This is a genomic window from Agromyces sp. ISL-38, from assembly GCF_018613935.1.
Classification (GTDB): Bacteria; Actinomycetota; Actinomycetes; order Actinomycetales; family Microbacteriaceae; genus Agromyces.
On the sequence record NZ_JAGGPF010000009.1, the window covers coordinates 388235 to 401350 of the forward strand.

The following is a 13116-nucleotide window of genomic DNA, read 5'->3' on the forward strand; positions in this document are numbered from 1 at the left end:
GTGCCCCGTCGGGAGTCGCAGCAGCGAGCAGAGCGCTACTTGACCCCGGACGACTGGATGGAGCCGATGATCCGGCGACCGAAGATGATGACGAGAATGAAGATCGGCACAGCCGCCAGGAGCGCACCGGCCATGAGGCCTGCCCAGTCGGGGCTGCCCTGCGGGGTCTGCGACTTGAAGATGCCGAGCCCCACGGTGAGGAGTTTGCTGTCTTCGGTCTGACCCACCAGCAGGGGCCAGAGGTAGTCGTTCCAGTAGAAGATGAACTGCAGGATCGCGATCGTGACGATCTGCGGCGCGACCAACGGCGCTGCGATCCGATAGAAGATCCGCCAGGTTCCCGCCCCGTCGATGACGGCGGCCTCGAGGATGCTCCGGTTCACCCCGAGGAAGAACTGGCGAAGGAAGAACACGACGAACGGCGACATGAAGATCGACGGCAATGCGATGCCGACGAAGGTGTTCAGCAGGCCGAGTTCCTTGACGAGGATGAAGTTCGGAAGCAGCGTGAAGATCCCGGGTACCAGCAGGGCGATGAGGAAGATCGCGAACACCGTGTCCCGGCCCCGCCAGCGCAGCACTCCGAATGCATAGGCCGCTGCCGACGAGAACGCCACCTGCCCGACCGTGATGAGCACGCAGACGATGACCGAGTTGAGCAGGTAGAGACCGAAGTTGATGTCGGCGCCCGACCCGCCCTCCGCGAGGGCATCGCTGGTGCTGGCGATTCCGAGCACCCGCTCGAACGCTCCGAGGGTGAACTCGACCGGCAGCAGGCTCAGCGGATCGGAGAACATCGCGTTGTTCGTGCTGAACGCGGTGCGAATCATCCACCAGAACGGAAACAGCGTGCCGACCACGACGATGCCGAGGGCGATGCCGCCGAAGATCCGTGAGCGGCGCGACGAGGTGCGGAATCCCTCATCGGTTGCTCCGGAGCGTTTGGTGACGCGGACGCGACCGGTGGAGGGAGCGCTCTCGGAAACGCTGGGGCCGTCGGTGGTGTCGGGGCTACCGGTGGCGTCGGGGCGGAGGCGAGTGAGGTTCGACATGTTCACCGTTCCAGGTCTGAGTCGTTGGCGCGGAGCACCCGGAGCTGAATGAGGGCCACAGCACCGAGGATGAGCATGAGGATGACCGACATCGCCGAGGCGTACCCGAAGTCGAACCGGCCGAACGCTCGTTCGTAGATGTAATAGGTGATCGCGCGAGTGGCGTCGACGGGCCCTCCCCCGGTGGTCACCGCGATCGTGTCGAAGATCTGGAACGCACCCACGAGCGTGATCACAAGCACGAAGGCGAGAACCGGCCGGAGCAGCGGCAGCGTGATCCCGAAGAACGTGCGAGCCTCACCGGCGCCGTCGACTTCGGCAGCCTCGTAGACGTCGCGCGGGATGGCCTGCAGCCCGGCGAAGATGAGCAGCGTCGTGTACCCGAGGTGGCGCCACACGTTGATCAAGGCGATCGTCGGCATCGCGAGTGCCTCATTGCCGAAGAAGCCGACACGATCGAAGCCCAGGGCATCGAGACCGGAGTTGATCAGTCCGAGGTTGTAATCTGCCAGCCAGAACCAGACGAGCGCGACCACGACGTTCGCGATCAGGTACGGCAGCAACACCACGCCGCGCACCATCATCGATCGGGTGAACCGCTGGAGGAGCACTGCGAGCACGAGTGCTGCGATCGTCTGCACTCCGATGTTGATGACCACGTACTCGGAGGTCACGACGAGCGAGTTCCAGAAGACGGGGTCGCCGGCGATCGCCACGTAGTTGTCGAGGCCGACCCACTCTGGAGGCTGCAGGAGGTTGAACTCGGTGAAGCTGAGATACACACCGCGCACCGTGGGCCACGCGAAGAACGCGAGGAACCCGATGAGGGCGGGTATGAGGAAGATCATTGCCGATCTGAAATCACTGCGCCGTATTGGCTTCGTTGCCACCGTCGTCACCACTTGGTCCTCCGATTAACTTCATTGTTGGAAGAAACCTAGTGACTTTGGCTCAGCTTCACAAGTGCCATTCGCTTGTTTTGGCGACAACGCAGATATCTTGCTGACGGCTAAAGTTCCACGACGAAAAGAATGGCTTGGGAAGGTCGTTGACGCTCCGTATCGGCGCCTGTTGCCGAGCCACGGGGCGGTCGTATCCTCAGACATGAGTCGGATTCAGATTGAACGACTGACGACTTCCACCACCCCTCGCAGCTACCTGTTCGCACTCACCGACGCCGGCGGCACCGTTCCCCCCGAGCTCGGTGTCGCACGTCGAGTCGTCGACCGGGGCCACCGTGTCACGGTGCTCGCCGACGAGTCGATGGCAGACCAGGTGCGCCGCACCGGGGCGGTGTTCCTGCCGTGGACGTCGAGCGCCGGCGAGTTCCGCGATTGGGAGCTGCGCACCCCGACGAGCCTCGCGCGAGGCATGGTCGATCACATGCTCGTCGGACCGGCTCCGGGCCAGGCGGATGACGCGACCGCGGCAATCGACGCGACGCTGCCCGACCTCGTGGTGACCTCCTTCGTCGGCCTCGGCGCCATGATCGCGGCCGAGGCGCGCGGGCTTCCGTTCGACATCCTGATCCCGAACATCTACACGCTGCCCGCGCCGGGCATGCCGCCGCTCGGCGCCGGAATGTCGCCCGCGCGCGGTCCGCTCGGGCGACTGCGCGATCGGGTCGTGACGGCCGCGAGCACTCGGCTGATCGACCGGTACGCGCTCGCACGAGTCAACGCCCTCCGCGCCGAGCACCGCCTCGACCCGGTCGCGACGACGTGGAGCCAGATGCAGCGAGCGAGTCGTCAGCTGGTGCTCACCTCCGCGGCCTTCGACTTCCCGGCCACGCTGCCGCAGAACGCCCGCTACGTGGGGCCGATCCTCGACGATCCGGCTTGGGCGGCCGATGAGGCCTGGACCCCGCCGGCTGGAGAAGGGCCGCTCGTGCTGGTGGCCATGTCCTCGACGTTCCAGAATCATGTGGCGTGCCTGCAGCGAATCGTGGACGCGCTCGGGGGCCTGCCTGTGCGAGGTCTGGTGACCACGGGCCCCGCTGTCGCACCGTACGCGATTCGGGCACCGGCGAACGTCACCGTGGTCGCCTCGGCGCCGCACCGCGAGGTGATGCGTCACGCCGGCCTCGTCATCACGCACGGCGGCCACGGCACCGTGATCAAGACCCTCGCCGCGGGCCTGCCGCTCGTCATCCTCCATCACGGCCGCGACCAGGCCGACAATGCCGCTCGGGTCACGGCCCGAGGTGTCGGCGTCGCCGTATCACGCCGCGCACCGGCGCGGAAGATCGCCTGGGCCGTCGCCGAGGTGCTCGGCGACCCCACCTATCGCGAGGCCGCCGAGCGACTCGGCCAGGCTGTGGCGCGCGACGCTGCAAGCAGTGCGCTGCTCGTCGAGCTCGAGCGCTGAGCCCGGCCGCCGTTTGCCATCCGGCGCGCAGATCCCGAAGTATTGGCAGATGGATGTCGACGTGAGCATCGATGTGGAACTGGTCACTGCCCTCGTCTCCGAACAGTTCCCGCAGTGGAGCCAGCTGCCCGTCACCCCAGTGCTGCCCGGCGGATGGGACAACCGCACCTTCCGGCTCGGCGACGAGTTGAGCGTGCGCCTGCCGAGCCACGAGAACTATGTGCTCCAGGTCGAGAAGGAGCAGCGCTGGTTGCCCTTCCTGGCACCGCAGCTGCCCGTCCCGGTGCCGGAGCCGGTCGGAATAGGGCAGCCGTCGGAGCGCTTCCCGTTCCCATGGTCGGTGTACCGGTGGCTGCCGGGCCACGCGGCATCCGCCGACCTGATCGCTCATGACGCGACGTTCGCCGCCGATCTCGGCGATTTCCTCGCCGAGCTCCAGCGGGCGGATGCATCCGGCGGCCCGCTCCCGGGCGCTCACAACTTCTCTCGCGGCGACTCGCCGGCCGTCTACGACGCGCAGACCCGGCAGGCGATCGAGGCCCTCGGCGAGACGATCGATGCCGCCATCGTTCGCGACGTCTGGGACGCCGCGCTCTCGACCCGGTGGCAGGCGGAGCCCGTGTGGTTCCACGGTGATGTCAGCGAGGGGAATCTGCTCGTCGACGGCCGACGGCTTGCCGCCGTCATCGACTTCGGCACGTCGGGCATCGGCGACCCGGCCTGCGACCTCGTCATCGGATTGACCACGTTCCGCGGGGAAGCCCGCGAGGCGTTCCGGGAGCACCGAGCGCTCGACGCCGACACGTGGGCCCGGGCCCGAGGCTGGGCGATCTGGAAGGCGCTGATCGTGGCCGCCGGCATCGCGGGCTCGCACTCCCCCGCATCAGAGGCACTCAAGGCCCGGCGCACGATCGACGCCGTGATCGAAGATCACCTGGCATCCCGGTGACGGTGGTGGGTCACGACGCGAGCCTCGCCGCCGTCGGCGCATCCGCGTAGCGTAGGCGACGAAGCGACGGGCCGAACAAGGAGGTTTAGATGCAGGTGATGTTGGGCCAGAAGAAGATCGTGATCTCCGAGCTCGAGAACGCCTGACGGGCTCTCGGATGCCACGCAATCCTGACATCCCCGATGCGTTCGACGTCTACACGGTCGTGGTGCTGCGGCGGCCGGCCGATGCGCCGAGGTTCTCAGACGAGGAGCTCGACGCGCTCCAGGCACGCCACCTCGCCTACCGCGCCGAGCTCGTGCGGCAAGGCGTGGTGGTCGTGAACGGGCCGTTCGACGAGCAGAGCGACCCGTCGTATCGCGGCATGTCGATCTTCGCCTGCGACCATGCCGAGGCTGCACGGCTGTCGGACGGCGACCCATCGGTTGCGGCGGGGCGGCTCTCCTATGACGTGATGGAGTGGTGGGTGCGCGCCGGCTCGCTCGTCTTCCCGCTCGCCGACGGTCCGGTCGGCGACCGCCGCTCGATGCCCGACGACTGACGACTGCGCTAGCCTGGGCGCGTGCCGGGAGGCGCGTCGCCCGTCACGGCTTCGAGCAACGCCTCGAGCCCATCGGCGACGTCGGCGAGTCGCGCGGGATCGACGGTCGCGAACTCCCGATCGATGGCCGGCAGGTACACCCGCGCCGCCGCGAGGAACCTGCGCCGCCCGTCGCCGGTCAACAGCGCGAATGCCGAGCGGCGGTCGTCGGGATTCGGCTCCCTGGCCACGAGGCCCGCGTCGACGAGCTCATCGACGAGCCGGCTCACGCGCGTGCGACTCAGCACCACCCGCTCGGAGAGCTGCCCCATGGTCAGGCGGCCACCGGCGTCGCGCAGTTCGAGCAGCACGTCGTACCAGCTCAGGGGCATGTCGCCTTCTCGGGCGACGACGCGGTCGAGGCGCGGAAGCAGTGCGGCGTGCAGGCGCAGCATCGCCTCCCACGTGCGTTCGGCATCACTCGGCGTCGGCATGATGCGAGCCTAGCGCAATTGTGTGCGTGCGCACGTACATGCTACTGTCCAGTCTCATCCAATTTATGTGCGTCTGCACACAAGAAAGGCTGGACCAATGACCACGCTGCTGCACATCTCCGCGTCACCTCGTGGCGAGGCATCCGAGTCACGTGCGATCGCCCACGAGTTCGTCGCGGCGTTCCGAGCGGCGAACCCCGAGGCATCCGTCGACGAGTGGAACCTGTGGGACGGATCGCTGCCCGAATTCGGCCCCGACGGCGCGGGCGCGAAGATGCGGGTCTTCGCCGGCGAGCAGCCGGCGGGGCCGCAGGAGACCGCATGGCATCGCGCCCGCCTCGCCTTCGAGCGCTTCGCGGCGGCGGACCTCTACCTGTTCAGCCTGCCGATGTGGAACCACGGCATCCCGTACATCGCCAAGCAGTTCATCGACGTCGTCAGCCAGCCTGGCATGGTGTTCGACTTCGACCCCGAGACCGGGTACACCGGCCTGCTCAGCGGCCGCCGCGCGGCGGTCGTGTACACGAGCGCGGTGTACGGCGACGGCCGGCCCGCCGTGTTCGGGAGCGACTTCCAGCAGCCCTACTTCGAGGACTGGCTGCGCTGGACGGGAATCACGGATGTCTCGTCGATCGGCTTCCGTCCGAACCTCGCGACTGCCGACGCCGAGCTGGGGCGGAGGTCGGCGCGGGATGCCGCGCGCCGCGAGGGCGCCGAGCTCGGTCGCACGACGCTGCTCCGCGCTTCCTGATCCGACGCGGCATCGTCAACCTCATGGCGTGCGCCTTCCGGCGGCGTAGATTGGGCTCAACGAGGAGGTTCGCGTGAGCATTCGTGAGTCCACCGTCCCGCCTGTCGAACACGTCGACGAGCAGCAGTCGCGCGCCGTCGCTGAGGCCGCGCGCGAGCAGGAATGGCGCAAGCCGAGCTTCGCCAAGGGCCTCTACCTGGGGCAGTTCGACCTGTCGCTGATCCATCCGCACCCGCGACCGGAACCTGGCCGCATCGAGCGCGGCGAGAGGTTCCTCGCCGACCTCGAGTCGTTCCTGCGAACCGTCGACGTCGCGCTCATCGAGCGCGAGTCGCGCATCCCCGACGAGGTCTTCGCTGGGCTCGCTGAGATCGGTGCCTTCGGGATGAAGATCCCGGTCGAGCACGGCGGACTGGGGCTGGGACAGCACTACTACAACCGCGCGCTGGTGATGATCGGGGCGATGAACGCCAGCATCGGCGCGCTGCTCTCGGCACATCAGTCCGTCGGACTGCCCGAGCCGCTCATGCTCGCCGGCACCGACGTGCAGAAGCGGCAGTACCTGCCGCGCTGCGCGAAGGGCGCGATCAGCGCCTTCCTGCTGACCGAGCCCGAGGTCGGCTCGGACCCTGCCCGACTGCGGGCCACCGCGGTGCCGACCGAGGATGGCACCGCGTACGTACTTGACGGCACCAAGCTGTGGACCACGAACGGGGTGGTCGCCGAACTGCTCGTCGTGATGGCGCGCGTGCCCAAGTCCGACGAACACCGCGGCGGGATCAGCGCCTTCATCGTCGAGGCCGACTCCCCCGGCATCACCGTGCACCGGCGCAACGCCTTCATGGGGTTGCGCGGGCTCGAGAACGGACTGACCTCGCTGCGGAGCGTGCGAGTTCCGGCTGAGAACCTGATCGGCCGCGAGGGCGAAGGCCTCAAGATCGCGCTGACGACCCTCAACGCCGGCCGGCTGGCGATCCCGGCCATCTGCGCCGGCGTCGGCAAGTGGAGCCTGAAGATCGCGCGCGAGTGGTCGAAGGCACGCGTTCAGTGGGGCCGGCCCGTCGGCGAGCATGCCGCAGTCGCGCACAAGGTGGCCTTCATCGCCGCGACGACGTTCGCGCTCGAAGCGGTGGTCGACCTGTCGGGCATGCTCGCCGACGAGGACCGCAAGGACATCCGCATCGAGGCGGCGCTCGCCAAGATGTGGGCCTCCGAGATGGGATGGCGCATCGCCGACGAGCTCGTGCAGATCCGCGGCGGACGCGGGTTCGAGACGGCGGCGTCGCTCGCGGCTCGCGGCGAACGCGCGGTCGGCGCCGAGCAGGTGCTGCGCGACATGCGGATCAACCGGATCTTCGAGGGCTCGACGGAGATCATGCGCCTGTTGATCGCGCGCGAGGCCGTCGACGCGCACCTCAAAGCCGCGGGCGACCTGATCGACCCGCACCTCGACATGGCCCGCCGGCTGAAGGCCGCCGCCTCGGCCAGCGGGTTCTACGCCCGCTGGCTGCCGCAGCTGGTCACCGGCAAAGGCGATCTGCCCACCGCGTACGACGAGTTCGGCGCACTCGCACCCCATCTGCGCTACGTCGAACGCACGAGTCGCAAGCTGGCGCGCGCGACCTTCTATGGGATGGCCCGCTGGCAGGGCGGTCTGGAACGCAAGCAGGGTTTCCTCGCCCGCGTCGTCGACATCGGCGCCGAGCTCTTCGCCATTTCGGCGTCGTGCGTGCGCGCGGCGATGATCGCCGCCGACACGCCGGATCAGGGCAAGGCCGCCTACCAGCTCGCCGACACGTTCGCCGAGCAGTCCCGTCTTCGTATCGAGCGGCTGCTGGATGCGCTCTGGCACAACACGGATGCCGCCGATGAGCGCCTTGCCGCACTGGTGCTCGACGGCAGCTATACCTGGCTCGAGCAGGGCATCATCGATCCCAGCGAGGGCACCGGCCCGTGGATCACCGAGGAGGTGCCTGCCGACGCGGCGGAGAACGTGGCGCGCCGCGTCATCCGGCCGACGAAGGAGCCGTAGGCTCCGGTCACCCGTCGACGACCTCCAACCGCGGTTCGAGGCCGAGGTACTCGGCGTACCGCGCCGCGGCATCCGTGATGGCCTCGACCTCGCGCTCCTCCAGCGCCCGGTGTGGCCGTACCTCGAACGTGACCGCCTTCGGGCTGACCGTGCGCTTCATGCCGGCGACCAACTGCGCATCCACGAGCGCCATGCCGATCGCCGTCTCGCGCACCCGCGGCACCACGCCCTCCCCGTCGATCATCCAGCGCGAGTCCTGGTAGCCGCGGTACATCTCGTCGAGCACCTGCAGCAGGTGACCGGCGGGCGACGCCGACGTCGGGACGTCGCCGGGCCCATGCCAGAACGTGCGTCCATCGTGGTCGAACGATACGAGCCGGTCGGCGGCACCCGCGATCCCGCGCCGCACGTCGGTCACGGTGAGGGTGGCCCAGTACGCGAGGTCACGCTCGGTCGCCGGCCCGTGATTCGTGAAGTAACGCAGGGCGAGCTCGGTGAGCGCGGCGTCGCGGTCGAGTCGCCTCGGCGCCGGCACGCGGTCGGCGAAGAGGGCGTACGTGTGCTCGCCGTCGCGCGGCACGCCGCTGCACACCAGACCGTGCAGCTCGAGATGCGCGAGCAGCAGCATGGGCTGCTGGCCGACGAGTTCAATGCCGCGGTCGGCCAGGGCAGCGGCGAGCTCGGCTCGGGTGCGATCGGATGCCGCGGCGAGGGTCGCCTCGACGGCGTCGGTGAGCGCGGTCATGCGGTCGGCAAGCGGCCGAAGCTGCTGGTCGACGGTCGGCAGCACCCGCGGTGCGGTGAGCTCGAGCAGCCACCCCGCATCCTCGGCGTGTACGTAGTGCCACGTCGGGCGCAGCACGTGGGTGCGGAGAACGCGACCGTCGGCGATGGCGTCGGCCAGGTCGCCCCGGCGCGGCGACGCGGTGCGGGTCGCGACCGCCCACGCCGACTGTGACGGGTTCTCGGCCTGCACGGCCAGGAGCGAGGACACCACCTGTTCGGCCTGCGCAACCGGGGCGGCGAGCAGTTGCGAATGCAGCCGCCATCGTGCGATGTCGCGGTCGTTGGTCACGCCGAAAACATAGTCGCGTATCTGCCCGTTCGCCACGCGGCTCAGCGGGCAAGTGCCGACTCGGCGTCGAACCCTGCCAGCTTGTGCGGATTCGCGACCGAGTAGAGCCGGGTGATCCGTCCGTTCTCGATGGTCACGCTCATCGCGCCGATGAGGTTCCCGTCGACCTCGACCCGCGCGCCGGGCGCGCCGTTCACCCACGCCGGGGTGGCGACGAGCTGAACCTTGAACTTCGCCATGCCGCCCAAGATGTAGGCAGCCAGCCGCTCGGCGCCCACGATCGGTCGTCGCGCCGCCCCGCGAACCTGTCCGCCGCCGTCGGCGACCGCCACGACGTCGGGCGCGAGCACGTCCATGAGGCCCTGCAGGTCGCCGGTGTTGAGCGCGGCGAGGAAGCGCTCGACCACCTGCTCCTGCTCGGTCGCATCCACCCGGACGCGAGGGCGGCGCGCTGCCACGTGATCCTTCGCACGATGGGCGATCTGCCGCACCGCCGCCGGTGTCTTGTCGACCGCCTCAGCGATCTCGTCGTAGGGCACGTCGAAGACCTCGCGTAGTACGAATACGGCGCGCTCGATCGGGCCGAGCGTCTCGAGCACCATGAGCATCGCCATCGAGAGGCTCTCGGCGAGCTCGACGTCGTCGGCGACATCCGGACTCGTCAAGAGCGGCTCGGGCAGCCACTCCCCCACGTACTCCTCCCGGCGGCGCGAGACCGTGCGCAGGTGGTTGAGCGCCTGCCGGGTGACGATCCGCACGAGGTAGGCGCGCGGCTCTTGCACGTTCGCCTGATCGACGTCGGCCCACCGGAGCCAGGACTCCTGCAGCACATCCTCGGCGTCGGCGGCGGAGCCGAGCATCTCGTAGGCGACCGTGAAGAGCAGGCCGCGGTTGGTCACGAACGGGTCGTCGCTCATACCGACGAGACTACGTGCCGCGAGTAGTTCAGGGGACTTCGATGGTGAGCACGGCCGGCCGCTTGCCGGAGCTCGTCGGCGGCGCGGCCGCGACGGCCCGCGAGACGCAGCAACACATCGTCGAGTCGGAGGCCTTCTGCCGGTCGGAGTAGAACACGTCGCGGTGGTCGATGCGGCCGGCCAGGCCGAGGACCTTCACCTGGCAGAGCCCGCACTCGCCCTTGCGGCAATCCGACATCATGTCGACGCCCTCGCGCTCGAGGGCTTCGAGCATGGACTCACCGGAGCCGACTGCGGCCTCGACACCCAGCCGCGGAATGCGGACCACGAACGGCTCTGCGTCGAACCAACCGCTGTTGCCGAAGGTCTCGTAGCGCAGGTTGGTGCGGTCGAGCCCGCGATCGGCCCAGGTGCGGCGCACCGCGTCCATGAGCCGGATGGGGCCGCACATGTAGAGCTCGGTGTGGGCGGGTACGCCAGCAACGAGGGCGGGGACGTCGAGGGAGCCGCCCTCGTCGTCGATATGCGCCTCGAACCGATGTCCGTGCAGGGCGGCGAGGTCGTCGAGGTACGCCATCGCCGCGCGAGAGCGGGCGACGTAGACGAGTCGGTAGTCCGCGCCGAGCCGGCGGAGCAGCGCGGCCATTCCGGCGATCGCCGTGATGCCGATGCCGCCGGCCAGCAGCACGTAGGAGGGCGCTCCGACACGAAGGGGGAAGTTCTGCAGCGGCTTGGTGACCCTGAGCACCTGCCCCTGCTCGAGCGAGTGCATGAACTCCGATCCACCGCGCGAGTCGGGGGTGCGGAACACCGTGATGACGAGGTGGCCGCCGTTGTCGGGAGCCTCCACGACGGAGTAGGAACGCACCTGCTGCTCCCCGTTCACGGTGGCGAGCACATCGATGTGCTCGCCCGGCCGCGTCGGCTCGGGTCGTTCGGGCTGCAATACGATCCGCCGGATGCGATCGGCGACGTCGTCGACGGCGGTGACCTCGGCGCTCTGCCACACGTCGTCTCGGGAGGTGATCACGAGCGCGCCTCAACCCTTCGAAGAGGCCGCCGGCGCGGCGGCCGGAGCGGCGACGGAGCGGCCCTCGGACTCGAGCGCTCGTTCGAGGAGCCTGCGCACCCACATCCCGCCCATGTCGATGTTCAGGTTGTAGAACTCATGGTCGGGGTTCGCGTCGATGGCCGCCTGTTGGGCCTGCAGCATGGCCTCGTCTTCGCCGAACACCCCGTGCACACCGTTGCGCAGCTGCGTGGTGATGAGCTGGCTCTCCAGTCGGTAGTTGCGCATGAAGGCCCAGAAGTAGTGGCACGAGCGATCGGTCTCGGGGGCGATCGTGTTCATGACGTAGCCGTTGACCCCACGCGAACGGTCCCCTTCCGGCGCGCCGGTTCCCGCCTCGGCCACCCCCACATCGATGCAGATCGTGGACGGGAACGTGTAATGGATGATCTGCCAGCGATCGACCTTGCCTTCGAAGCCGGGGAACTTGTCGCGCATGTTCTTGAGCCAGAAGGGAGGGGCGTCGATATTGCGCATCCAGCGGGTCACAGTGACGGTGTTCTCATCGTGGGTGACCTCGAACTCGGACTCGCTGAGCTCCTCCTGCCCGATGCTCGACGAATGCACGAACTCCTCGTGGGTGAGGTCCATGAGGTTGTCGAGCACGAGCTGGTAGTTGCAGGGTGCCTGAATCGTCTCCCCGTCACCTGCCCACTCGTCGCTCTCCAGCTGGTGCATGTCAGGCAGGAGCGCCGGGTCTGCCAGGGTCGGGTCGCCGAGCCACACCCACACGTAGCGGAAGCGCTCCGACACTGGGTAGGAGGCCACGGTGGCCGAGGGGTTCAGCGTCTCCTGTGCGGGCATGGAGGTGCACCGCCCCGCGGCGTTGTAGCGCAGGCCGTGGTACGGGCACTGGATCTCGTCGCGCCCCACGAGCTTGCCTTGGGACAGTGGGGCGAGCCGGTGCCAACAGGCATCGGCGAGGGCGACGGGATGGCCGTCCTGCGTGCGGTAGAGGGCCAGCGGACGGCCCGCGATGGTGCGGGAGAGGATCCCCTTGCCGGTGATCTCGTGGTCCCACGCTGCGGGGTACCACGCGTTGAGGGGATACGACAGCAGCTTGGCGGTCGTGCTGTTCGTCGTGGTCGTCGTCATTGACGTGATCATGGGGCATCCTCTGCTGAGTTCTTCCAAGAGCAGCGAATAACTATCTCGATAGGTATTCGCGGCTGTGGGCATACACTACCTATGTCGGTAGTGATTTTGCAAGGGATGCCGCGGTTACGCTCGTGAGAACGCCGCGCCCGACTCGAGAAAGGACCCGCGAGTGAGTCTCCGTTCGGCCCTGCTGGCTCTCCTGTCCTCGGGTCCGATGACGGGCTACGACGTCGTCAAGCAGTTCAGCTCCTCGGTGGGTCATGTCTGGCACGCGCCCGACTCGCAGATCTACCCCGAGCTTCGGCGGATGCATTCCGAGGGGCTCCTCTCGAGCAGGCCCGTGCCCTGGGGCAGCCGCGGGGCCACCAAGACCGAGTACTCGATCACGCCTGATGGCGAGCGGGCTCTTCGGCGATGGCAAGACGAACCCGAGGGCTACGTCAGGGAGCGGGATGCCGCGCATCTGCGGGCTGCCTACTTCGAGTGGGCCGCACCGGGCGCCGCCGCCACGCAGCTTCGCGCCCATATCGAGCATTTCCGCGATCAGCGGGCACAGGCCCTCGAGCAGATCGCGGCGATCGAGAACCGCACGAGCCCCACCCTCGCGCGACGCCTCGCCGCCAATCCCGAAGACCAGTGGGAGCGCATCAGTCAGTTCAAGCTGTTCGCCTACGAGGGCCAGGTGGCTCGCGCCGAACAGGAGATCGCGTGGGCGAAGCGTGGCCTGCGCCTGCTGGAGGAGCTCGGCGAGCTCGATGGGCCCGGCGGGCCCGACGGGCCCGAGTAGCCAGC

Annotated in this window: 13 protein-coding genes; 6 read left to right on the forward strand and 7 right to left on the reverse strand. The window is 68.4% G+C overall.

Going from position 1 to position 13116, the window contains the following annotated elements; all coding sequences use genetic code 11:
- Positions 1 to 35 precede the first annotated feature (35 nt).
- Positions 36 to 1052 (reverse strand): carbohydrate ABC transporter permease, encoded by a 1017-nt coding sequence (locus tag J7E25_RS09305; RefSeq protein WP_214869846.1) that lies wholly within the window; start codon positions 1050 to 1052, stop codon positions 36 to 38.
- A gap of 2 nt (positions 1053 to 1054) precedes the next feature.
- Positions 1055 to 1900 carry a carbohydrate ABC transporter permease gene (locus tag J7E25_RS09310; RefSeq protein WP_214869847.1) on the reverse strand — a complete coding sequence of 282 codons (846 nt, stop codon included), beginning with the start codon at positions 1898 to 1900 and terminating at the stop codon, positions 1055 to 1057.
- 256 nt (positions 1901 to 2156) lie between these two features.
- On the opposite strand from J7E25_RS09310, the gene J7E25_RS09315 reads away from it, so the two are divergent.
- From J7E25_RS09315 to J7E25_RS09325, 3 genes are all read left to right on the forward strand, one after another.
- Positions 2157 to 3419: a glycosyltransferase gene (locus tag J7E25_RS09315; RefSeq protein ID WP_214869848.1), complete on the forward strand. Its 1263-nt coding sequence runs from the start codon at positions 2157 to 2159 to the stop codon at positions 3417 to 3419.
- Between the two features lie 61 nt (positions 3420 to 3480).
- Positions 3481 to 4368 (forward strand): aminoglycoside phosphotransferase family protein, encoded by an 888-nt coding sequence (locus J7E25_RS09320; protein ID WP_308164466.1) that lies wholly within the window; start codon positions 3481 to 3483, stop codon positions 4366 to 4368.
- Positions 4369 to 4525: 157 nt separating this feature from the next.
- Positions 4526 to 4909: a YciI family protein gene (locus J7E25_RS09325; protein ID WP_214869850.1), complete on the forward strand. Its 384-nt coding sequence runs from the start codon at positions 4526 to 4528 to the stop codon at positions 4907 to 4909.
- Between the two features lie 8 nt (positions 4910 to 4917).
- On the opposite strand, the gene J7E25_RS09330 is transcribed toward J7E25_RS09325, so the two are convergent.
- Positions 4918 to 5382: a MarR family winged helix-turn-helix transcriptional regulator gene (locus J7E25_RS09330; protein ID WP_214869851.1), complete on the reverse strand. Its 465-nt coding sequence runs from the start codon at positions 5380 to 5382 to the stop codon at positions 4918 to 4920.
- Positions 5383 to 5479: 97 nt separating this feature from the next.
- Here J7E25_RS09330 and J7E25_RS09335 point away from each other — a divergent pair, with 97 nt between their 5' ends.
- On the forward strand, positions 5480 to 6133 hold the full coding sequence (locus J7E25_RS09335; RefSeq protein ID WP_214869852.1) for an FMN-dependent NADH-azoreductase: 654 nt from the start codon (positions 5480 to 5482) through the stop codon (positions 6131 to 6133).
- Between the two features lie 73 nt (positions 6134 to 6206).
- Positions 6207 to 8165 (forward strand): acyl-CoA dehydrogenase family protein, encoded by a 1959-nt coding sequence (locus tag J7E25_RS09340; protein ID WP_214869853.1) that lies wholly within the window; start codon positions 6207 to 6209, stop codon positions 8163 to 8165.
- A gap of 7 nt (positions 8166 to 8172) precedes the next feature.
- On the opposite strand, the gene J7E25_RS09345 is transcribed toward J7E25_RS09340, so the two are convergent.
- The 4 genes from J7E25_RS09345 to J7E25_RS09360 are packed head-to-tail and all read right to left on the reverse strand — an operon-like array spanning position 8173 to position 12333.
- Positions 8173 to 9240: a winged helix DNA-binding domain-containing protein gene (locus tag J7E25_RS09345; protein WP_214869854.1), complete on the reverse strand. Its 1068-nt coding sequence runs from the start codon at positions 9238 to 9240 to the stop codon at positions 8173 to 8175.
- A gap of 41 nt (positions 9241 to 9281) precedes the next feature.
- Positions 9282 to 10157, reverse strand: coding sequence for an RNA polymerase sigma-70 factor (locus J7E25_RS09350; RefSeq protein WP_214869855.1), 876 nt, complete (start codon positions 10155 to 10157; stop codon positions 9282 to 9284).
- Positions 10158 to 10185: 28 nt separating this feature from the next.
- Positions 10186 to 11187, reverse strand: a complete 1002-nt coding sequence (locus J7E25_RS09355; protein ID WP_214869856.1) for a PDR/VanB family oxidoreductase — start codon at positions 11185 to 11187, stop codon at positions 10186 to 10188.
- A gap of 9 nt (positions 11188 to 11196) precedes the next feature.
- On the reverse strand, positions 11197 to 12333 hold the full coding sequence (locus J7E25_RS09360) for a Rieske 2Fe-2S domain-containing protein (protein ID WP_374196204.1): 1137 nt from the start codon (positions 12331 to 12333) through the stop codon (positions 11197 to 11199).
- 160 nt (positions 12334 to 12493) lie between these two features.
- Between J7E25_RS09360 and J7E25_RS09365 the strand changes: the two genes are divergently transcribed.
- On the forward strand, positions 12494 to 13111 hold the full coding sequence (locus J7E25_RS09365) for a PadR family transcriptional regulator (protein ID WP_214869857.1): 618 nt from the start codon (positions 12494 to 12496) through the stop codon (positions 13109 to 13111).
- The last annotated feature ends 5 nt before the right edge of the window (positions 13112 to 13116 follow it).